General features: G+C 52.1%; 19 protein-coding genes. 4 read left to right on the top strand and 15 right to left on the bottom strand.

Annotation, left to right across the window (positions count from 1 at the left end):
• Positions 1-6 precede the first annotated feature (6 nt).
• From KQI79_RS08330 to KQI79_RS08295, 8 genes are all read right to left on the bottom strand, one after another.
• Positions 7-768: a threonine/serine exporter family protein gene (locus KQI79_RS08330; protein WP_216537768.1), complete on the bottom strand. Its 762-nt coding sequence runs from the start codon at positions 766-768 to the stop codon at positions 7-9.
• A 430-nt stretch (positions 769-1198) separates the two neighbouring features.
• Positions 1199-2095, bottom strand: coding sequence for a transposase (locus KQI79_RS08325; protein WP_216537767.1), 897 nt, complete (start codon positions 2093-2095; stop codon positions 1199-1201).
• A gap of 549 nt (positions 2096-2644) precedes the next feature.
• Complete coding sequence (locus KQI79_RS08320; protein WP_216537766.1) at positions 2645-4102, bottom strand: erythromycin esterase family protein; 1458 nt, start codon at positions 4100-4102, stop codon at positions 2645-2647.
• A gap of 76 nt (positions 4103-4178) precedes the next feature.
• Positions 4179-4901 carry an ABC transporter permease gene (locus KQI79_RS08315; protein WP_216537765.1) on the bottom strand — a complete coding sequence of 241 codons (723 nt, stop codon included), beginning with the start codon at positions 4899-4901 and terminating at the stop codon, positions 4179-4181.
• Positions 4891-5811, bottom strand: coding sequence for an ABC transporter ATP-binding protein (locus KQI79_RS08310; RefSeq protein ID WP_216537764.1), 921 nt, complete (start codon positions 5809-5811; stop codon positions 4891-4893). The genes KQI79_RS08315 and KQI79_RS08310 overlap by 11 nt, the downstream gene beginning before the upstream one ends.
• 117 nt (positions 5812-5928) lie before the next feature.
• Complete coding sequence (locus KQI79_RS08305) at positions 5929-6873, bottom strand: sensor histidine kinase (RefSeq protein WP_216537763.1); 945 nt, start codon at positions 6871-6873, stop codon at positions 5929-5931.
• A complete protein-coding gene (locus tag KQI79_RS08300; protein WP_216537762.1) occupies positions 6870-7571 on the bottom strand; it encodes a response regulator transcription factor in 702 nt (233 codons plus the stop codon). Before KQI79_RS08300 ends, KQI79_RS08305 begins: the two co-directional genes overlap by 4 nt.
• Before the next feature lie 61 nt (positions 7572-7632).
• A complete protein-coding gene (locus KQI79_RS08295) occupies positions 7633-8370 on the bottom strand; it encodes a glycerophosphodiester phosphodiesterase (protein WP_216537761.1) in 738 nt (245 codons plus the stop codon).
• Between the two features lie 214 nt (positions 8371-8584).
• Between KQI79_RS08295 and KQI79_RS08290 the strand changes: the two genes are divergently transcribed.
• The 3 genes from KQI79_RS08290 to KQI79_RS08280 all read left to right on the top strand — a co-directional run bounded on the left by KQI79_RS08290 (position 8585) and on the right by KQI79_RS08280 (position 11870).
• Positions 8585-9580: a carbohydrate ABC transporter permease gene (locus tag KQI79_RS08290; RefSeq protein ID WP_230192134.1), complete on the top strand. Its 996-nt coding sequence runs from the start codon at positions 8585-8587 to the stop codon at positions 9578-9580.
• Positions 9577-10398, top strand: coding sequence for a carbohydrate ABC transporter permease (locus KQI79_RS08285; RefSeq protein ID WP_216537760.1), 822 nt, complete (start codon positions 9577-9579; stop codon positions 10396-10398). The genes KQI79_RS08290 and KQI79_RS08285 overlap by 4 nt, the downstream gene beginning before the upstream one ends.
• 74 nt (positions 10399-10472) lie before the next feature.
• Positions 10473-11870, top strand: coding sequence for an ABC transporter substrate-binding protein (locus KQI79_RS08280; RefSeq protein ID WP_216537759.1), 1398 nt, complete (start codon positions 10473-10475; stop codon positions 11868-11870).
• A 36-nt stretch (positions 11871-11906) separates the two neighbouring features.
• Here the strand turns inward: KQI79_RS08280 and KQI79_RS08275 are convergent, their stop codons facing one another.
• The 7 genes from KQI79_RS08275 to KQI79_RS08245 form a co-directional block, all read right to left on the bottom strand.
• A complete protein-coding gene (locus KQI79_RS08275) occupies positions 11907-13619 on the bottom strand; it encodes a putative bifunctional diguanylate cyclase/phosphodiesterase (RefSeq protein ID WP_253298019.1) in 1713 nt (570 codons plus the stop codon).
• A 136-nt stretch (positions 13620-13755) separates the two neighbouring features.
• Positions 13756-14706 (bottom strand): alpha/beta fold hydrolase, encoded by a 951-nt coding sequence (locus tag KQI79_RS08270; RefSeq protein WP_216537758.1) that lies wholly within the window; start codon positions 14704-14706, stop codon positions 13756-13758.
• Positions 14707-15492: 786 nt separating this feature from the next.
• Entirely contained in the window at positions 15493-16275 is a 783-nt protein-coding gene (locus tag KQI79_RS08265; protein ID WP_216537757.1) for a TetR/AcrR family transcriptional regulator, read from the bottom strand.
• A 216-nt stretch (positions 16276-16491) separates the two neighbouring features.
• Positions 16492-16686 (bottom strand): helix-turn-helix transcriptional regulator, encoded by a 195-nt coding sequence (locus KQI79_RS08260; protein ID WP_216537756.1) that lies wholly within the window; start codon positions 16684-16686, stop codon positions 16492-16494.
• A gap of 10 nt (positions 16687-16696) precedes the next feature.
• On the bottom strand, positions 16697-16996 hold the full coding sequence (locus KQI79_RS08255) for a hypothetical protein (RefSeq protein WP_216537755.1): 300 nt from the start codon (positions 16994-16996) through the stop codon (positions 16697-16699).
• 114 nt (positions 16997-17110) lie between these two features.
• A complete protein-coding gene (locus KQI79_RS08250) occupies positions 17111-18106 on the bottom strand; it encodes a linear amide C-N hydrolase (RefSeq protein WP_216537754.1) in 996 nt (331 codons plus the stop codon).
• Complete coding sequence (locus KQI79_RS08245) at positions 18103-18600, bottom strand: XRE family transcriptional regulator (protein WP_216537753.1); 498 nt, start codon at positions 18598-18600, stop codon at positions 18103-18105. Before KQI79_RS08245 ends, KQI79_RS08250 begins: the two co-directional genes overlap by 4 nt.
• A gap of 171 nt (positions 18601-18771) precedes the next feature.
• Between KQI79_RS08245 and KQI79_RS08240 the strand changes: the two genes are divergently transcribed.
• Positions 18772-20556 carry an ABC transporter ATP-binding protein gene (locus tag KQI79_RS08240; RefSeq protein ID WP_216537752.1) on the top strand — a complete coding sequence of 595 codons (1785 nt, stop codon included), beginning with the start codon at positions 18772-18774 and terminating at the stop codon, positions 20554-20556.
• The last annotated feature ends 69 nt before the right edge of the window (positions 20557-20625 follow it).

Here is a 20625-nt window from a genome sequence, read left to right as displayed (position 1 = left end):
TTGCGCTTAGTAAAACCATAGTACGACAGCAATGCCCGATCCAATGGCAAATGCGGTTAGAAAAGCTTCGGCCCCTTTGGACAGTCCGGAAACGAGATGGCCCGCCATCAAATCCCTGACCGCGTTCGTAATGAGCAGCCCGGGAACGAGCGGCATGACGGAGCCGATAATAATTTTGTCCAGATCTTGTCCGAGACCGTACTTCACGCATAATCCCGATACCGTGCCAATGACGATGGAAGCCAGCAATTCGGCGACAAACTTAATGCGGACCAAGCGGTGCAAAAATACCATGAACGCAAAGCCCGATCCGCCTGCCAATACCGAAGGAAGAAAGTCCTGCCAGCCGCCCCGAAACATAATGGCGAAACAGCCGCTCGCGACAGCGGCGGCAATCATTTGAAACCAGGTCGGGTAAGCCAAGTTGGAGCGTTCGATCTTAAGCAGCATCCGGTGCGCTTCGGCTGTCGATAGTTCTCCATTGCTTATTTGCCTGGAGATGTGATTGACCATCGTTACTTTCTGCAAGTCGGTGGAACGTTCGGAAATGCGAAACAGTCTCGTCGTCGGCGCCGAGCCGTCGATCGCGAAGATGATGCCGGTCGGAGTGACGAAGCTATGGGAATTCGCATACCCGTAGGAAGTCGCGATGCGAAACATCGTATCTTCGACGCGATGCGTTTCTCCGCCGTTTTGCAGTATGATTTTGCCTGCCAATAAACAGATTTGCGTCACTTCGTCATGATCGTGGGCCATGTTTGTATCCATTCCTTACCCTACTGTGAAAATTTGTTATTCTACCTATACATTACACGGGCGGCGAGTCCTTTTCAATAGGGAGGCGGGCGAAGCATTTCGCCTAATGTTCGATAATCGGTGCAGCGCTTGTTGGAGTATGTTTGTGGGCCTGGGGCGCTCCCGGTATATCTATTTTTTTCGCCTTCTGTCGATATCCCCTTCGTTCAGAAATGAGGTTTGATCGCTTGTTTGCCATGAAGCGAAGAAAAATTGAGGTTTGATCGCTTGTTTGGCATGAAGCGAAGAAAAAACGAACCCAGATAGTGCTGCAGCTTATGTATTATGTAAAGCGCAAGGCAGAACTGGAGTAGAGATAGAGGTGCAAATGATGTAATCTGCTACGAAATCGAAAGTGAAATAATGCGGCATCGCATGAAAATACCGAAATAAGGACAATCGATTAGGATGCGATTTTATAAGGAACTTTACCGGAATCGGAAGTACGGCCGACAAGCTCAGGATAAGTAATCGTTCGTGAAGTAACGCAGCTGTCGAATAGCGATTTCAGCGGGGATGGTTGACTATGGTTAAACATGTAACAATAATGATTCAAATAAGCTTGCAGATGCTTGCTTCCAATGCCCCCGAACCGGCAAGCAAGCCACGTTTCCACTTCCCATCCAAGCCGTATTAACGTTAGGTTCCTGTCGCGTCCGATGCGGCGCGTCACAATCGCACCGGCAGCCGCCTTCGGATCCACATAACGATCGATAAAATGATCGACCGGAAAAGGCTTAAAGCAAGTTTTGATCGGTTCTTTGCGTTGTTTTTCGATTTTTATTTTCACGATCACCCCGTTCTCGTCCTCCGAAGCGCCGATGAGCAGAGGTTGTGCTTGTTTATGCCAATTCGAGCCGGGCGTGATCCTCAAGGCATAGATCGCTTCCGAAATGCGAACCAGTCCGGACAACAGCTCCGTCGATTCCGTCTGGGACATGGCATACCGCAGCTTGTGGCAGATGAGCCAAGCGGTTTTGTAAGTTACCTCGATGATTCGGGATAATTGTATCGCGTTGACGCCCTCTGGCCTTGCATGGAGATAGATCGCCTGAAACCATTTGCGCAGCGAGGTGCGGCTGCCTTCCATGACCGTACCGGCAATGAGCGAAGTTTGCGCCCTGCAGGATTGGCACTCATATAGAGGGAGTTTGCGGGTCGTGATAACGTAAGCGGTATGATGCTGGCACCGGGGGCATCGGAACCCGTCCGGCCATCTCATCTCGTACCATGCTTTCGCGCATGTCTCTTCCTTCTCATAATAGGCAGAAAACGCCTCAAATGATAACAACTCGGTCATGACAATCCCTCCTGGCACAATAATTAGAACCTACGTTCCCCTTTATTTTACCAAACGAATGTTCCTATTTCAATATTATTTATTTAATTTTTGGAAGAAAAATTAAATACTTTCTCGAGCAATTAAAAATTCCCTTTAGAAAGCGAATGAATGGCTTGGCCGCTGAAAAAAGCTGGTTTTTCCAACTTTCTGAACGAAGGGGATTTCGACAAAGGGGATGAGAATGGGATAGAAGGAGGAAGTCAGATCTGGACGACTGAACGGAGCTCATATTACGGAGCTTTCTGAACGAGGGGGATTTCGGCAAAAGGGGCGAAAGAAGCACTAACGCGCGAAGGAAGAAACCTCTATAACGAAGGGCTGTCCCAGCCATCATGGATGACTTGGAGACAGACCCGTTTCGCTAACACATTAATGCAAGGTAATTTCGTACTTCGAAACTGCGTCGCCCGCGAACAACGGTACCGTTTTGCGGCAATACGATTTCGTTCGCGCCGCTAATAACGGTATTGTTCGCGCAAGTACCGCACCGAGTACCACTTGGCATGTTTAAGAGTCGATATAATCGGGCAGATGCGCCGTGTCGATCCATATGATTCCGTCATATTGATTGCGCGGAATGAACGTTTCCTCAAGCATGCCCCAATACAATGATTTCCGCGGCGTAAACATCCAAGCGTTGCCTACGTTAGGCCGTTGATGCTTCATATCGACGAAGACGGCATCGCGGCCGGCGAGCTTCATGATCGCTTCCAAGCTGCCCGGATCGTGCGGAGATTGAACCTTCACGGCTTCTCTCGTATTTGACGCGGTTTCCCCTTGGTACATATACAGCCCGACGGAATAGACTTGGTCCTTCAAGCGATCGGGGAGCAATTCGCCCAAAGTCGGCATGGGCAGACCCATATACAACAGATCGTCCTGCACCGACGTATTTTGTTTGCGCAGGTGATAGTTATGGCCCCAGACGATGATCTTTTTGTCCGGATACATTTCTTCCGCCAGCCAAGTCAAATGTTCGGCCATCGCCAAATCTCGAATATAGTTGAAATTGTCGTTTACGCTAGTGGGAATTTCGAAGGTTTTCTCATCTTGGGAGTATAACCACGTTCTCGCTTCGGCGAAATCGTTCAGTACGCGAATTCTTTCGTCTATCGCCCGTTCCAGAATGCTTGCCAGTTCAGGCCGGTCCGGGCGCGCGGCAGACAATTCCACGCGACGAAGACGGACGAACTTTTTCAGTTCCTCGTATCCTTGGATCCATTCGGGCCGCTTCTTCTTAAGCTCATTCCATGTTAATTCCGGGGAGTATACGGCATCGCTGTAATTGTCCTCCAGCTTGTTCCACTTCTCGGCTTGCTTCTTATCAACTTCGGCGAGCCATTTCTTGATATAATCTGTGAATGCGTTCATCGGCTGCATGTCGACCCCGGCCAACTCAAGCGGATGATCGGTTTCGGCTTGCTTTCGTATATATTCGAACAACGATTGCACTTCTTTCGTATGCCATACGGGAAAAATGCTCTTTTTCATCATCTCGAGCCCCGATAGAGAAGTGGCTTGCGCATTCACGGCATATGCGTCGGCCCAGCCGGATTCGAAGGCGACGACATCGAAGCCGAGCTCCTGATGCAGAAATCGAACCAATCGGGCTTTGACCGAGTTGAATTCCTTCACCCCATGCGAGCTTTCGCCCAGCATGACGATTCGCTGATTTTGCAGCAGCGGCTTCAAAAATTGCAAATCCGCGAACTCGTCCTTGTCCCGCGTCGGCACGCTTGCGATCGGGTTCGCATTTTCCCGCATCCAAGCTTTCCATTCGCTTCGGTTGTTCGCATGATTCCGAATCATTTCCACATAGGGGTTGGCCGGCTCCTCGGCCGACGCGCGGATGGCGTTCGCCGGGAATAGCGTCATGCAAGCGGCGATCGCCAGCATGAGCGGCTTTGACCACGACGTCCATCGCTTGCGGTTCGTTCCCGTTTTCTTCTCTCCGTTACGTATCATTACAAGTACTCTCCTTTATCTCTTCTTCGATGCGGCATCCCCACGGCTTCCCCTTCTCCGTCGGCCGCGCCGCCGCCTATTGATGGAAGTCCGCTCTGCTGTAATACAGCAAATTGGCGTACAAACCTGCGGCAAGGACGAGAAAGGCGGTCATAAACGCGTAAAACGGGTCGTAGGGTACCATGTTCAAGGGCAGCAACGGACAGAAAAAAGGATAATATTGCATAGGAAACGGCGCATTCAGGACGAAAATATTACCGAAAGCTCCGATGACCGCGAAAACGATCGGTACGGTCGCATTTTTAAATACGGATATAAGGAACGTGTACATCGGCAGGATAGCGACTTGAAACAGGTAGGAGCTTCCGTCTGCCTTCAGTTGTGTGAGAACGCGGCCCATCGTCAGAGGCTCATTGACGAACCATACTCCAACCGCCAAGGTCGTCGCGGTTTTGAACACATACACGAGAGCTGCAACGATGCATAAGAACAGAAACTTTCCGATATAGACTTGCCGGCGGGACGCCGGATAGGTCAGCAGCGTATTCATCGTCTTGTCCGTAAACTCTTTCGCATATAGCGAGGCGGCAATGATCGAGAAGATCAATACCCCGGAGAAGGTGAACATTTGAAAGTCGATTGTCTTCAGGAGCGCATCCCAACTGTCGTGGCGAACGCCGTCTCTGATCCAATTCCATGCATTCATCAGCGGAAAAACGACGGCGCCTGCAAAGACGTACAATAACAGCGGCGTTCTCTTGAATTTCAGCCATTCACAGCGAATCAGTTCAATCATCATGTCGATCCCCCGTCAATCGCACGAAATAGTCTTCCAGGGATTGCCCCGCCACCGATATATCGTGCACCTTAATTCCGTTCGTCACCAACATTTCGTTGATCGTTGCCGCATCGTCCAACCGTTCGTAAAGACGGAGCGCATTTTTTTCCCAGACGGTATAATCGGTTACGCCTAGCTTCTGCTCCAGCAGCATGGCCGCTTTTGTATCGTTATCTACCTGAATGTGAATATAGCTGCGGTTTTTCTTCAAGAGATCCCGGTAGTCGATCTGTTCAAGCAATACGCCTTGATGAATAATTCCGATCCGGGTGGCCAACTGTTGAATTTCGCTTAAGATGTGGCTCGAGATCAATACGGTAAGCTCCCTCTGGCGGCAAAGGTTTAAAATCATTTCCCTCGTTTCCTTCATGCTAAGCGGATCCAATCCGTTGGTCGGCTCGTCCAAAATAAGCAGTTCAGGATAGTGGAGCAGCGCTCTTGCGATGCCGAGCCGTTGCTTCATGCCGAGCGAGAATGTCTTCACCTTCTTGTCCGCCGCGTCCTGCAAGCCGACTAACTTCAGATGCTTGCGAATCGTATCCGGATCTTGAACGCCCATGAGACGGCGGTGAATCTCCAAATTTTGCTCCGCCGTTAAATGGAGATAGAAACCCGGCACTTCGACGATCGATCCGATCCGCCCGTGAAGATTGTGCCGGCCTTGACGCACGTTCCGGCCAAACAACTCCACCTCGCCGGATGTCGGCTGGACCAATCCCATGATCATACGCAATGTGGTTGTCTTGCCGGCTCCGTTTTGTCCCAGAAATCCGTAGACCTCCCCCTTCCTGACCGTCATGTCGACTTCGCTGACGATCCGTTTGCGTTTATACGTTTTCGTCAACTTTCGCGTTTGCAATACAATATCCATTCTGCCGTTCATCCTCCTAGTTCCGATGCCGACGCCGACAATGTATCGGCTTCCCGGCGTCCTTGCTGCTGCTTCTTTATCGTAAAGGAGAGATCTTACACTGTTTTTACACGGTTCTTACAAAAGTCTTAACTCTTCGCCGCCGCGATCTTTCGGCAGACGGAAGACGAATGATGTCCGCTCGTACGGGACGCTGCCGGCATCAATGCCCCCTCCCATCCGCTCCACCAATTGCTTAACGATATGAAGTCCCAGCCCGCTGCCGTGCAAAGCTTTATTCCTGGACGGCCCCAGCGTATACATCCGGCTCCAGATGCGATCCAGTTCCGGCGCGGGAATCCCCTTCCCGTTGTCCCATACTTCAACCGCTACATTATCCGCTTCGTCCCGCACCCGTACGCCGAAACGGTCCCCGCCTGCGCCGTGCCGCAAACTGTTGGCGATCAGGTTCGTCAAGATCCGCGTCAGCGCCCTTCGATCGGCCACAGCGAATGCGTCGGCGTCCGGCAAATCCAACGACGGCTCCAAGTGGCGGGCTTTAAAATCTTCATAGTATGAAAATAAAATTTGCCGGACCGTCTCGGATACATTGATGCGTTCGCGGTGCAAAGGCTCCTCGCCCGCCTCCAGACGGGAAAGCTCGAAAAATTGCTCCGCGAGCTCATAGAGCGTACGGGCTTTATGATGAACGATCCGGATATATTCCGCTTGCTCTTCTTTTTGCAAATTTTCGTCCGTATCAAGCATTTCGACATAGCCGAGCAATGAAGTGAGCGGGGTTCGCAAGTCGTGGGAGATGTTGGAGACGAGCTGTTTTCGGGCCGTTTCGCTCTTGTTTTTTTCCTCGGTAATCCGCTCGATTTGCCGCAATACTTCGTTGATGTGCCGTATCAACTGCCGATTGGCCGCGAAGACGGACGGCTCGCGGACGAAGGGATGCTGCTGCCTGTCAAGCATCTGTTTCAACTGACGGTTCATCCGCGTAATTTCCCTATGAAACTTGAACAGCAATACGAAAAGAAGTACCGCGGCCGCGGTCGCCGCAATCGCCCAGGCCATCATTCCGTGTCCCCCAACTTGTAGCCCATTCCCCATACCGTCACGATATATCGGGGTTCGTCGGGCCGATCTTCGATTTTCGCCCGCAAGCGGCGGATATGAACCATTACGGTATTGTCGTCTCCCATGTACTCTTGGCCCCATACTTGGTAGAACAATTGCTGCTTCGTAAATACTTGCTTGGGATGGGTCATGAAACATTTGAGCAGATGGAATTCTTTCGCCGTCAAGTTCAGCGGCTCTCCGTTTTTGGCGACCGTACAGCGTTTCGGATCCAGCTCCAAATCGCCGTGCGACAAAGGGCGGTCCGCTTCCGCATCGCTGCGGTTGAAAAAGACATGCCGTCTTACATGCGCCTGCACGCGGGCGATCACTTCGTGAATCGAAAAGGGCTTGACGATATAATCGTCAGCCCCCGCTCCCAAACCGATGACCTTATCCGTCTCCTCGCCTTTGGCGGTCAGCAGAACGATCGGCACGGTGCTATGCTCGCGAATCCGGCGCATCACTTCGAGCCCGTTCACGTAAGGCAGCATAAGGTCCAGCAGAACAAGGCTGTACGTTCGATTGGCTGCTTTTTCCAACGCCTGTTTGCCGTCAAAGGCCTGTTCCACGGCATATCCTTCTTTGCGCAAGTTAATGGTCAACAGTCGGTTAATATCGATGTCGTCTTCCACGACAAGCATATGAATGGGGTCCATTCCATACCTCGCGTCCTTCCTTTACCAAATCTAGTACTGCTTCGAGTGCGTTGATTGGATGTTACGACGCCCCGATCATGCGGCGCAGCCGCCCCGGATAATCGGTAATGATGCCGGATACGGACGTTCGCAGCAAAGCCCGCATCGACGCCTCGCCGTTGACGGTGTAAGGGTATACTTCCAGCCCGCTTTCCACGGCGAGGCGGATATCTTCCGGCGCGATCAGTTCATAGTACGGATGCAGCGAATAGACTTCCGCCCCGAACGTGGAGGCGAGCAATCGATGGTCGACGAGATTGCTTGTGTACAACAAGCCGACTCTCGTTTCCGGCGCTTGTTGTTTCATATAGTGCAAGCATTTATGATCGTATGACGATATGACCGCTTGCTCCATGCGCCGTCCGCCGCGCAGCAGCGCGATTAGCCGGTCTTCCAGCGCGCCGCCGGTTGCGGCTTTAATCTCGATATTGACCATGGCGCGATCGGGAACGATCTCGAACACTTCCGCCAAGGTCGGTATTCGTTCTCCGCGAAACCGTTCATCAAACTTAACCCCCGCGTCCACCCGTTTCAATTGTTCCAACGTCAGTTCGGCAACGGCTCCTTGGCCTGTCGTCGTGCGGTCGATCGTGTGATCGTGAATGACGACCAGCTCCCCGTCCGCAGAGAGATGAACATCCAGTTCGATAGCGTCGGCTCCTTGCTCGAACGCAAGGCGGAACGACGACAGCGTATTCTCCGGCGCTTCCCCGGCAGCCCCCCGATGCCCGATGACGAGCGGCGATCGTTTCTTTTCCATGGCAAACAACTCCTTCATCATATCGTTATCGTTTCCTTATTCAAGTATATCGCATTGTCGTTTCCTTATTGTAAAATTTCGCGGTCGACTCTGTAAACACGTCCCGTATTTTGCAAATTGCGGATATAAGTTAATACGAGTTTAACGCTGCGATGATTCGCAGCTAACAGACCGGGTATATGATGGAACGGAAATGGGAAGAGGGGGACTGGATATGGAAGAGATCAACATGATGAAACCGCTGGATCGTCCGGCGCGCCCGCGCGCGCTTCCGTCCGCGAAGGCCCGCCGGAAACGCAAGGCGCGAGCCGCAGAGGCCGCCGCAGGAGCGAAGCGGAAGGATTGGCGCGAGATCGGTTTGGGCTACGCGTTATTGGCGCCTTCGCTTGCATTATTCTCTATTTTTTTATTCTATCCGATGGTCAAATCGGTCTATCTTAGCCTTCATTTGACCGATCCGCGCGGCAATGTCGCCCTGTTCGTCGGTTTGGACAATTATCAAGCGATGTTCGCTTCGCCGGCATTTTACGAGAGCTTGAAGGTGACGATGATGTTTATGCTCATGACCGTACCTCCCGCCATGATCGTCGCTCTCGCCTTGGCGGCGTTAACCTGCCATAAAGGTGCGGGGATGCGGCTGTTTCAGTGGATATTCTCCATGCCGGTCATCATTTCCGTCGGAACGGGCTCGATTATTTGGATGATGTTGTTTCATCCGAGCGTCGGCATGTTGAATTATTGGCTCGGCTTAGCGGGCATTGATCCGATTTTTTGGCTGGCCGATCCGAACTGGGCGCTTCTATCGGTGTGCATCGTAACCGTTTGGATGAATTTGGGCTTCGTCTATATCGTCATGCTTGGCGCATTGAAAGGGATCCCGCCGGAAATATACGAGAGCGCGAAAATCGACGGAGCCGGCGCTTGGCGAACCTTCTTCCGCATCTCGATTCCGCTCGTCTCGCCGTCGTTGTTTTTTGTCGGTATCGTCTCGGTCGTCGGAGCGTTTCAAGCGTTCGGACAAATTAACATTTTAACGAAGGGCGGACCGGCCCAAGCGACGGATGTCATCGTATATTCCATTTACCAGGACGCATTCGTCAATTTCCAATTCGGCACGGGAAGCGCCAAAGCGCTCGTGCTATTCGTCATTATTCTTATTTTGACCGTGATTCAGTTCCGTCTGGTGGAAAGGAAGGTGCATTATCAATGATCGCCGCCGCGCGCAGATCGGTTCATTATGTCGTATTGGCGATATTGGCCGTCCTGATCTTATACCCGGTGCTGTTCACCGTTTTGTCCTCGTTCATGACGCCGGAGGAGGCGAGCGTATATCCTCCGCCGTTGTTGCCGCAAGGGCTCTACTTCGGCAATTTCGCCACCGTGCTGGATACGGTGCCGATCGTCAGATTTATATGGAATTCGTTTGCGGTCGCCGGCCTGATCACCCTCGGCCAGTTGCTGCTCGCCTCGACTTCCGCTTACGCCTTCGCTTTCTTGCGGTTTCCCGGGAAGCCGCTTTGGTTCGCTGTGTTTTTGTCTACGATGATGATTCCTTGGGAAGTCTCCGTCATTCCGAATTATATCACGATGAAATCGTGGAATTGGCTCGATACGTATCAAGGGCTCATCCTGCCGTTTATTGCCACGGCGTTCGGCACGTTTCTGTTGCGCCAATTTTTCCTGCAACTGCCGCGCGAATTGTTCGACGCCGCCAAGATCGACGGGTGCGGGCATATGCGCGCGTTCGTCCGCCTTGTGCTGCCGCTCTCAGTCCCGGCGCTCGGCATGCTTGGCATTTACGGGTTTCTTAATGCCTGGAATATGTACCTTTGGCCCTTGCTCATGACGAACTCCGATACGATGCGCACCGTGCAAATCGGCATCTCGATGCTGCAATTCGAGGAGTTCACGTCGTGGAATTTGGTCCTGGCGGGCGTTGCGCTTGTGCTGCTGCCTTCGTTCCTGCTGCTGGCCTTCGGTTTAAAACAGCTGGTGCAAGGCATTCTGGCGGGCGCGCTTAAAGGATGACAAGCCGGTTTGCCGGTATCCGGACAAACCTTGATATAGATGAAGAAAACGTTCATGGGAGAGAGGTCATAAAGATGAAACCGTTCAAAGGTAAGAGTTGGTTCGTATTGGTTGCGGTCCTGCTGCTGTTCATAACGACCGCTTGCAATCAAGCGGGCAAGGAGAACGCTGCCGGCGCGTCCGCGGAACAGAATAAGGGGAATCAAGCCGCCTCAGAAACGAAGCCGGAGGGGCAAACGCCTGTCAAGGTGACATGGTGGCATTCGATGGGCGGAGAGCTCGGCAAAGCCGTCGATCAACTGGTGAGCGACTTCAACGCTTCGCGCGGCGACATTCAAGTCGAAGCCGTATACCAAGGCACATATGACGAGAGCTTGAACAAGATGAAGGCGTCGTTCGATTCCAAGAGCGGCCCGACGATGATTCAAGTGTATGAGATCGGATCGCGCTACATGATCGATTCGAAGGCGATTACGCCGATGCAGACGTTCATCGACAAGGAACGGTTCGATCTAAGCCAACTGGAGGAAAATATTTTAAGTTATTACACGTTTGACGGTCAATTGTACGCGATGCCTTTCAACACGTCGAATCCCATTATGTACTATAACAAAGATTTGTTCCGGGCTGCCGGACTCGATCCGGAGAATCCGCCCGCGACCTACGAAGAAGTAACCGCCGCGGCCAAGAAGCTTAGCAAAGACGGCGTGACGGGCGCTTCCTTCGCCTTGTACGGCTGGTTCATGGAGCAGTTCTTCGCCAATCAAGGGGCGGAGTATGTCAATAACGGCAACGGCAGAGATTCGATCGCGAACGAATCGCTGGCCAATACGGAAGCGGGCGTGCAGACGATGGCCTGCCTGAAGGACATGCTCGACCAGAAAGCGGCGATCAATCTGGGACGGAAAACCGACGATACGAAAAAAGCGTTCACGGCAGGACAAATTGCCATGACGCTCGACTCGACCGCTTCCTTGCGCGGCATCGTCGACGCTGTCGGCGGCAAATTCGAAGTGGGAACGGCATTTCTGCCGAAACCGGCCGGCGCGCAAGAGGGCGGCGTCGTCGTAGGCGGAGCGAGCTTGTACATCTTGAACAACCGTCCTGCTCCGGAACAGCAAGCGGCATGGGAGTTTGTCAAGTTTCTGGCGGCTCCGGAGCAGCAAGCGTTCTGGCATACGAAGACGGGATATTTCCCCATTACGAAAAAAGCGTATGAGCAGCCGATCGTGAAGGAGAACTTGGCGAAATTCCCGCAATTCCAGACGGCGGTCGATCAACTGCATGCGACGAAAACGAGCAAAGCGACGCAGGGAGCCGTCATGGGCGTCTTCCCCGAAGCCCGACAAATCATGGAGCGGGCGATGGAAGAAGTCATGAACAACCAAAAGTCGCCGAAGGACGCGCTGGACGCCGCGGCAGGCGAAATTACGCAAAAGATCGAAGTATACAACAAAACAGTAGGGAAATAAGCGTTAAAGCGAAAAACGGCTTTCGACCGAAAAGGGTCAGAAGCCGTTTTTGATATATCTTTTGAACTCGTCCGGCGGGAGCGGTTTGCTGTACAAATATCCTTGTACGAAATCGCAGCCGTGATCCCGCAGCAGGCGCAGCTCGATCTTCTGCTCGACGCCTTCCGCTACGACGCGCAAATTGAGCGCATGGGCCAATTGGATAATGGCGGCAACGAATGCCGGTCCGTCGACTGCCAAATCGCGGACGAACGATTGATCGATTTTGAGCACGTCAATCGGGAATTGCTTCAAATAATTGAGCGAGGAATATCCCGTTCCGAAATCGTCTATCGCAATCGTGACGCCCATCGCTTTCAGTTGCACCAGCGTCTGCATCAGCTGCTGCGTATTTTGCATCATGCTGTTTTCCGTAATCTCCAGTTCGAGCAAATGAGGCGGTACGCCGGTATCGTTAAGCGTTTTCTGCAATTTTTGCACAAATGTCCCTTGCATCAGCTGATTGGCGGAAATATTGACCGCAACGCGCAGCGAAGGAAGCTGTTCGGATTGCCAAGCTTTAATTTGCCGGCATGCCGTCAGCAGCGTCCAGTCTCCTATGGCTGAGATGAGCCCGCGTTCTTCCGCGAGCGGGATGAATATGGAAGGGGGTACGTACCCCGACTCCGCATCGAACCAGCGTATCAACGCTTCCATCCCTATCGGCTTGCCGGTATGCAGATCGATCTTCGGCTGGTAATAGAGTTGGAGCTGATTTTTTTCGATCGCCCTCCGCAGCTTCGTCTCCAAAACGAGCAATTCCTCGGAATTGGCGTTCATGGCCGGATGGTATATCCGGAAGGAGCTTTCTACCGATTGCTTCGCTTCATACATGGCTGTGTCGGCGTTCTTGACAAGATCCTCCGCGGTTGTGCCGTGATACGGGTAGATGCTGATGCCGATGCTGATTGTGGCGTAGTATTCATGCCTTTCCACGCGGAAGCTCTCGCTGAACAAATGGATGGCCGCTTCGGCTAATTCCTTGATTTTGGCGTAGTCGTCCGCATGCTGCATCGTGATCATAAATTCGTCGCCGCCCACGCGGTAAATGGTGTTGCCGCCGGACAGACCGGTTAAGCGTTCCGCCACTTGGGTCAGGAACAGATCGCCGATCGAATGGCCCAAACTGTCGTTCAAATGCTTGAACCGGTTAATGTCGATAAAAAATAAAGCAAGCTTCGATTTCGCCCTGGCGGAAGATTCGACCGCTTCGGCCAGGGACGCATTGAACATTCTTCGATTCGGCAGGCCGGTCAGCTCGTCATGATATGCCAAATGGCGGATTTGCTCCATACTTTTCTGGGCGGTAATATCGGAGCGAATCGCGATATATTGGTACGGTTTGCCTTGCTCGTTCAAAAAGGGGACAATCGTCGTCTGGACCCAGTACCGGCTTCCGTCCTTGGCGCGGTTGCATATTTCGCCTTTCCACACTTTCCCTTTACCGATCGTTCTCCACATATCGCGGAAGAAGCTTTTCGGGTGATGCCCGGAATTGAGGATGCGATGGTCTTGCCCGATCAATTCTTCGCGCGTATACTTCGATATTTTGCAGAAATGATCGTTGACGAAAATCATTTTCCCTTGTTGATCCGTAATAGCGACAATCATCGATTGGTCAAGCGCATATTTGATATCTTTCAGTTCTTTTAACGAATATTCGACATCGGCATATTCCACTCGCATTTTGTTCGTCGTATCGTTTGCCATAGTACCTCCATCTCACAATATGCGCATAAAATGATTGGAAATTTTGCGAAATACGGGCATTGCTATCGTTATCATCTATTTCGGCATATTTAGGTGAAATGTTTATCCCGATCGTCGAATTTTCGGTTTTTTTGTATTATGTTTCCTCCGATACCTGTTTGATCGCTTCAAGCACGGCTTCGGGATGCGCTTGCGGAATCATATGCGCGGCATGCGGCAATACCGTCAGCTTGGAATTCGGAATCGTCTCATGAAAGAGGAAGGAATGGCGTTTCGAAATAAACGGGTCAAGCTCTCCTACGACAATAACGGTCGGAACGCCGATGTCGCCGTAACGGCCGCTAAGCTGATAGGCTGCCGGACTGAACGCTATAATATCCTCCCGATTGGCTTTGAATTGCGCCGGCCGGAGCCAGAGCGCTTGCGCCGCTTCCGTATATCCGGGCGGCACCGGATCGGGCGCGAACGTTTGCCGGACCATCGATTCCATCGCGAGGGCGCCGAGCGGTCGGAGCAAAGTGGCTGTGAACAGATCGCCTACGACCGGGGTTGCAACCAGCTTGGAGAGCGGGTCTCCGTCGCCGGCCGGATATAACTTCCCGCCGTATCCCGCCGCGCCGACAAGGACGATGCCGGCCGTATCCTCCGGGTAATGGAGGGCATAGGCGAGAACGGGCAGGCCGCTCCACGAATGTCCGACCAGAATCGGCTTGCGGACGCCGAGCTGCCGCAGCGCCTCATGCAGGAGCCGCGCCTGGTCGATCGGCGTAATACGCTCGCCGCGCGGGCGTTCGCTGTAACCGTAGCCGGGGCGGTCGAACGAGTAGGCTTCGTACTCGCCTTCGCCGGCGGCTAAATCCAATACCCTGTCGAAATCATGAGCCGATAAAATGCCTCCGTGCAGAAAGACGACCGGTTGTTTGCCATCCCCTTTCTTCAGGTAATGCAGCCTGATTCCTTCTACCGTAACGAATTGGCCTTTCGGCGGATACTGTTGTTCCGCTCTGCGAACCGCCAAGCGGGTATAAACGTACAAACCGGTTAATATGGCGATTGCCGTAGCAATGATGGTGATTGTTGCGATCATAACGATCAAACTCCTTTTCATTTTTATGGCGATGGGGTGGTGATGGTATTCTTACAGGTACGTTATTAACATACTGATAAGTATGTTAAAGGCATAGAAAAACCCGTGTGGCACCGGTTCGGGTCAGTTGAGAGCTTGGAAGTTGCGACGCATGATGTACAAATTGCAACATAGTGGGTGCGTTTTGTCTCGCTTTACTGCTCATGTGGCACGATGTACGGGTTCGATCTGTTGCTGGGAATTGCGACGCATGTTGTACAAATTACAACATAGAAGGCCTGTTTCGCCTCGCATCCTTGCCTATGTTGTATGATGTACAACATGATGGGGGCAAAAAGGTCGATTAGAGCCTTTATCTCGCAAAAATGTTGTAAAAAGTGCAGCATAACGCGTCCTATCACCCTTCAACCCCACTTTATGTTGTATTTCGTACAACATACGCAATTAGCATGCGATTGGCATGGGACGCCCATATGGTACACGGGTTCGATCTGTTGCTGGTGTTGCGACGCATGTTGTACAAATTGCAACATAGAAGGCCTGTTTCGCCTCGCATCCTTGCCTATGTTGTATGTTGTACAACATGATGGGGGCAAAAAGGTCGATTGGCGCCTTTATCTTGCAAAAATGTTGTAAAAAGTGCAGCATAACGCGTCGTTTTGCCTTTCAACCCCACTTTATGTTGTATTTCGTACAGCATACGCAATTAGTATGCGATTGGCATGGAGCGCCCATATGGTACACGGGTTCGGTCTGTTGAGACACTTGGAAGTTGCGATGTCAGCGTCAGCGCGGAACGTCAGCCGGCGCCAGTCCATCCCACAATATGCGCGACAAATTCGGTGCGAATTGATCCAACCGCACGCTGTCGGGATCGATCAGCCAGGACATGACGAGGCCGTTGACCATTGCGTTGAAAAGGACGGCCAGCGCCGTCGGATCGACATCCTTGGCCAGCAGCCCGCGCTCCTGAATTTCGCGGATGGCGTCGCCGGTCTGTTCGTATATGCCGGCAAACGTCCTGCGCAGTTGATCCCGTATGGCGGGATCGCGGCTTGAAGCGATGAATTCGAAGAATAGCATCGGTTTATCCCGATCCGTAGCGCACGCCGCCAATTGCGCCGACAGCCATGCCGCCAAAGCTTCTTGCGGATCGGAGCCGCCGAGCATGCTTTCGGCTTCCTTCGGAAATCCTTGCAGCTGCTGGGCCATGCTCTTCTCGCATAAAGCCAAATATAAGTCGCTCTTGCCGGCAAAATGCCAATAAACGGCCCCCTTCGTCATTCCGGCATCCGCCGCGACATCGTCGAGCGTCGTGCCCGCGTAGCCTTGCTCGGCAAATACCCGGGCGGCCGCTTCCAATATACGCGTCTTCGTGTCCGCGTTCGCGGCCCCCGGCTGCTTTTCCGCCAGCAGCGCTCTCATCTCCTGCTTGCTCCCCAAATGTCTGCGCACCGTGGTCCAGTGGACGCCCGCAGCCTCGGCGACGTCGGCGTAGCCGATTTTATCGGCCGGCCGGTCGGCGGCCAGACGTAAGGCGGCTTCGACGATCTTGTCGCGCACGCTCATAAAATTCACCCCCGCTTTCACAAAATGCGATATACATACTTATGAGTATGTAAAAATCATAATATGCAAATGGCGGATTGTCAATCAAAAGAACGCAGCGGCCTTATCGGAGCCCGGTTGGGCTGCAGGCGACAGGACTTGTTCGAGCGTTAGGCGTATCCTTGCGGACTGCCAATCCCTATGAAAATCGCATCGCATGTCATATCCAAAGTCCGCTTATTTTTTATAAATAAACAAATCGTCCACCTTGGCACCAAGTACTTCGGCAAGCTTGAATGCGAGTTCCAGCGTCGGATCGTACTTATTGTTTTCAATCGCATTGACGGTCTGCCGGGAAACGCCGCAGCGAATCGCCAGTTCCTCTTGAGATAGTCCTAATTGCTTTCGTAAATGTTTAATTATATTTTCCATGTAACTTCACTCACGATTTTTTCCAATAATGATAAGCGAAAAGAATAACGTACACAGCAATCGATGTCCCAAGTAAAGCCGGTATACTAATGCTCCCCGCATTGCCGAGAAAAGAGAAATCGATATTGACAATTTGCAGCAAAGTCTTAACGCCGGCCCAAATCACAATGAAACTCCAAGTTCCAAATCCGGCAGAATGAGCGATCCGCTTCATCCGTTCGTCGCCCTTTTCTTGCCGGAGCTTGACATAGAGCCAATTCAGCAGCAATATACCGATGATAAGGAAAAAGATCTTAATGGCTGTAATCATAAAACACTCCCCCTTAAATGTAAAAAGTATTTGACATCTGGATTATAAAAAAATTTGTACGGAATGTCAAATTGTTTTGACATTGGGGTTGTATATGCAGCCACGATGATCGATCTAACCGAACGATTCGGGGTATTGCGCCAACAAGCGGATCACTTCATCTGAAAAATCCCAATGGAAGACGGAAGTCAATTTTTCGTCTCTAAAAAAAGAATGTACGACGTGATGATTAAATTGTGTCGTATAGGCCACGAACTGTTCCCGCGCGTTTGCGCCTTGAAGCTTTTGCAGGTCGGCTGCTAAGGATGGCGATGTTTTAGCCAAATCGAACTCGGCTATCCGAATCCTCTTTCTTTCACGGTTCCGGTTAGTCATCGCATGGATCTCCATGTTTGCCAGATCATAGACAATACTAAACACCGTATCTTCCCGTTTTGCCTCCTCCAGGGTTGTAAATCCAAAGTCGACCATCTCCGCTTGAAATGTTTTGTTCTTTACCCGCTCCCATACCGTATGTACACGTTCCATGGAGTTTTGCTCGTATTCTCCAAGGTCGTCCCAATTTGCAATACCGGACATCATTTCGTCTATTGCCTGCTGATAAGGCGAGTTTGCCATAACCGGAGCGGACAGAGTATTGTTATAAACGTGCATGTTTCCGTTCAAAAAATCGATAATCGCCCAGTCTCCGCTTCGGTCCGCTATCAGGTAGTGCAACTTGGATGTGCTCTGGTCAATGCGAATCGTTGTTGCTGCTTGCAGTACTTCCTGAACCGTACCGCAAGTATCGAGCATATATTGAATCCATTGCAATTCATTTACCGTGTGCCTGTCGTCCGCAGGGGGATGTTCCGTTGCCCACAGCGTCGTCTGTTCCACGACGAGGCCCAACTCATTCATTCCGCCGTTGGGGTTTTCCTTCCCGTTCTGGGAAATCGTCAGACTGCCGTAGCGGGACACCCACGATGCAGGAACGGCCGGCGGCAGCATAAGCGCTGTTTTGCGAATTCCTCGATGATTGGTAAATAAAAACACACCGTCGTAAATAACATCTTGATTTTTACATACAAGAATTTTACCATCCCAATGAAGTTGGAACACTGTGCTCATCGCTCGGACTCCTTCAAATTTAACATCGTTTTCATAGCGGTTAAATCTTCTCCGCCTTCGATATGACTCAAAAAAGCGCGGCATAAGCGAAGGGTCTGAGCATCCGCTTGCTCCACAATCGCGGCAAATCTTCCGATAATTGTCTGATGTTCTCTTTCTTTCTCGAGTTGAATCAATTTCTCGCGATATGCTTCTATATCCGCTCCTTCTTCCGCATTTTCTATTAGACGGTTCAGGAAAAGAGTTTGAATCTGAATCTTCATTTCGATCGACAGGTCTTTCAAATAATAGTGATCGTCGACGAGTATTTTGGCATCCATATTGAAATATTTTCCCAAGGCGCGAAGCCGCTCTTTGGGCACAGGCCGTCTCTTTTTGATCCAATCGGAAAATTGTTGGGGGGTTATTTCTACATCTTTACAAACATTGGTGTACGAAACTTGATGAATCAGCGCAAGATATTGCAAAGTCGTCATGGTTGGATCGGTTCTCATGTTTCATGGCACACTCCTCATGACATAAAATATGTCAAGTATATCTACTATTATATTCGAGACATAATTTATGTCAAGTTGCCTTGTTTCAAGTAACCGATGCGCATTCATGATACAATAAAACTAAGAAAATGATCGGAAAAGCGGACCGAGGAGAGGAACAAAGCGATTATGGGTTATGCCTTGGAACTGAAAAATGTGACATATACGTACGAGGGAGAACGAAAGCCCGCGCTTCGCGACGTTTCGTTACAGGTGCGGCGCGGGGAATTCGTGCTCGTCGTCGGACCGGGCGGAGCCGGCAAAACGACGTTATGCCAAGTCTTGTGCGGGATCGCCCCGAGAACGACGGGCGGCAAGCTGACCGGCGGCGTTGAGGTGAACGGCAAGGACCTATCGCAACGAACTATGCCCGAGCTGGCGGGCGGCATCGGCATCGTGTTTCAAGATCCCGACGCCCAGCTTTGCAATATTTATGTGGAGGACGAGGTGGCGTTCGGGCCGGAAAATTTGCGCGTCGATCCGGCGGAAATTCGGGAGCGGGTGACGGATTCCTTGCGGCAGGTCGGGCTGTCCGGCTTCGAGCGCCGCAAAGTGTTCGAGCTGTCCGGCGGCCAGAAGCAAAAAGTGGGCATCGCGTCGGTTCTATCCATGCATCCGGACATTCTGCTGTTCGACCAGGCGACCGCGGGTCTCGATCCGCAGTCGGCGAAGGACGTCTTCGAGCTGCTCAAGAAGCTTCGCGACGAAGGAAATTATACGATTGTCGCGACGGAGACGAAGCCGGACGATATGATCCATCTGGTAGATCGGCTCGTCGTGATGGAAGCGGGCATGATCGTATTCGACGGCGCCCCCCGCGAATTACTCGCGCGATATGGGGACCGATTGGCCGATATGGGACTATGGGTGCCCGAAATTTCGGAACTGGCCCACGCTTTGCGCCGGGACGGCTATGCGTTCCGCGAATTTCCGCTTACGGTCGAGGAAGCCTACAGCCAGATGAAAGGCTTATGGAAGGTGAAGGAGGAGGAGGCGGTTGCCGGAGCATCCGGCCCCCTTAGGCACAACACCGCGGAACCGCGGGCGGGGCAGCCAATGCAAGCATCCCGTCACGAGGCCATTACGGTTCGGAATGCGAACTATACGTATCCGAACGGCGCGAAGGCGCTCAGCGGCGTCAGCTTCTCTGTGAAAACCGGGGAATTCGTCGCGATCCTCGGTACGAACGGTTCGGGGAAAACGACGCTGGTCAAGCATATATTGGGATTGATCCGCCCCGCGCGCGGCACCGTCTGGGTAGACGGTCAGGATGCGGCCGGACGAACGCTGTACGAATTGACGGATAGGATCGGTTTCGTATTTCAAAATCCGGAGCATCATTTCGTCACCGATACCGTGTTCGAGGAAGCGGTCTACAGCCTGCGTGTCCGGAGCGGGTTGAAGCATGGGGAGGCGCTGCCGCGGCATATTGCCGACCAAGGCATGAAGGCGCTGGAATTCGCCGGCTTGGCGGACGCGAAGGATCGCAACCCGTATACATTGAGCGGAGGGGAGAAGCGGCGTTTAAGCGTCATTTCTGCGCTTATGCTCGGACAGCAGATTTTGATCATGGACGAGCCGACAACCGGGCAAGATTATGCGAGCTCGATCCAACTGCTTGATTGGTGCCGCGAATGGAACGAACAAGGGAAGACGATCGTCATGATTACCCATCATATTCCGCTTGTTTGCCGCTATGCGAACCGGGTGCTCGTCATGCATGAAGGCGAATTGAAATACGACGGCAGCGTGAGCGGGTTGTTTGCGGAAGACAACATTTTGCGCGAAGCTTCGCTATCGGAGCCGCCCGTGTCGCAATTGGCGAATCGGCTCGCCGGCGCTCCGCTCCCGCAATCCGTCGTTACCGTTCGGCAATTTCGGGATCGGATCGTATTCGCGGGAGAGCGAAGGTAGAAAAGAGCCTGTTCCCGACCTATTTCTTATGGTAAGCTCAAACTACCAATTGCCATTTATTTCATTCTT

Origin of the sequence: Paenibacillus sp. MSJ-34 (assembly GCF_018918005.1) — a bacterium.
Classification (GTDB): Bacteria; Bacillota; Bacilli; order Paenibacillales; family Paenibacillaceae; genus MSJ-34.
This window is presented reverse-complemented; position numbering and strand designations above follow the sequence as displayed.

Excerpts from the sequence above, each read along its gene's own strand:
- KQI79_RS08310 (WP_216537764.1), bottom strand. The coding sequence starts at position 5,811 with ATGGATATTGTATTGCAAACGCGAAAGTTGACGAAAACGTATAAACGC.
- KQI79_RS08275 (WP_253298019.1), bottom strand. The coding sequence starts at position 13,619 with ATGGCAAACGATACGACGAACAAAATGCGAGTGGAATATGCCGATGTC.
- KQI79_RS08270 (WP_216537758.1), bottom strand. The coding sequence starts at position 14,706 with ATGATCGCAACAATCACCATCATTGCTACGGCAATCGCCATATTAACC.
- KQI79_RS08245 (WP_216537753.1), bottom strand. The coding sequence starts at position 18,600 with ATGAGAACCGATCCAACCATGACGACTTTGCAATATCTTGCGCTGATT.
- KQI79_RS08315 (WP_216537765.1), bottom strand. The coding sequence starts at position 4,901 with ATGATGATTGAACTGATTCGCTGTGAATGGCTGAAATTCAAGAGAACG.
- KQI79_RS08295 (WP_216537761.1), bottom strand. The coding sequence starts at position 8,370 with ATGGAAAAGAAACGATCGCCGCTCGTCATCGGGCATCGGGGGGCTGCC.
- KQI79_RS08325 (WP_216537767.1), bottom strand. The coding sequence starts at position 2,095 with ATGACCGAGTTGTTATCATTTGAGGCGTTTTCTGCCTATTATGAGAAG.
- KQI79_RS08280 (WP_216537759.1), top strand. The coding sequence starts at position 10,473 with ATGAAACCGTTCAAAGGTAAGAGTTGGTTCGTATTGGTTGCGGTCCTG.
- KQI79_RS08330 (WP_216537768.1), bottom strand. The coding sequence starts at position 768 with ATGGATACAAACATGGCCCACGATCATGACGAAGTGACGCAAATCTGT.
- KQI79_RS08265 (WP_216537757.1), bottom strand. The coding sequence starts at position 16,275 with ATGAGCGTGCGCGACAAGATCGTCGAAGCCGCCTTACGTCTGGCCGCC.
- KQI79_RS08255 (WP_216537755.1), bottom strand. The coding sequence starts at position 16,996 with ATGATTACAGCCATTAAGATCTTTTTCCTTATCATCGGTATATTGCTG.
- KQI79_RS08285 (WP_216537760.1), top strand. The coding sequence starts at position 9,577 with ATGATCGCCGCCGCGCGCAGATCGGTTCATTATGTCGTATTGGCGATA.
- KQI79_RS08320 (WP_216537766.1), bottom strand. The coding sequence starts at position 4,102 with ATGATACGTAACGGAGAGAAGAAAACGGGAACGAACCGCAAGCGATGG.
- KQI79_RS08305 (WP_216537763.1), bottom strand. The coding sequence starts at position 6,873 with ATGATGGCCTGGGCGATTGCGGCGACCGCGGCCGCGGTACTTCTTTTC.
- KQI79_RS08290 (WP_230192134.1), top strand. The coding sequence starts at position 8,585 with ATGGAAGAGATCAACATGATGAAACCGCTGGATCGTCCGGCGCGCCCG.
- KQI79_RS08260 (WP_216537756.1), bottom strand. The coding sequence starts at position 16,686 with ATGGAAAATATAATTAAACATTTACGAAAGCAATTAGGACTATCTCAA.
- KQI79_RS08240 (WP_216537752.1), top strand. The coding sequence starts at position 18,772 with ATGGGTTATGCCTTGGAACTGAAAAATGTGACATATACGTACGAGGGA.
- KQI79_RS08300 (WP_216537762.1), bottom strand. The coding sequence starts at position 7,571 with ATGGACCCCATTCATATGCTTGTCGTGGAAGACGACATCGATATTAAC.
- KQI79_RS08250 (WP_216537754.1), bottom strand. The coding sequence starts at position 18,106 with ATGAGCACAGTGTTCCAACTTCATTGGGATGGTAAAATTCTTGTATGT.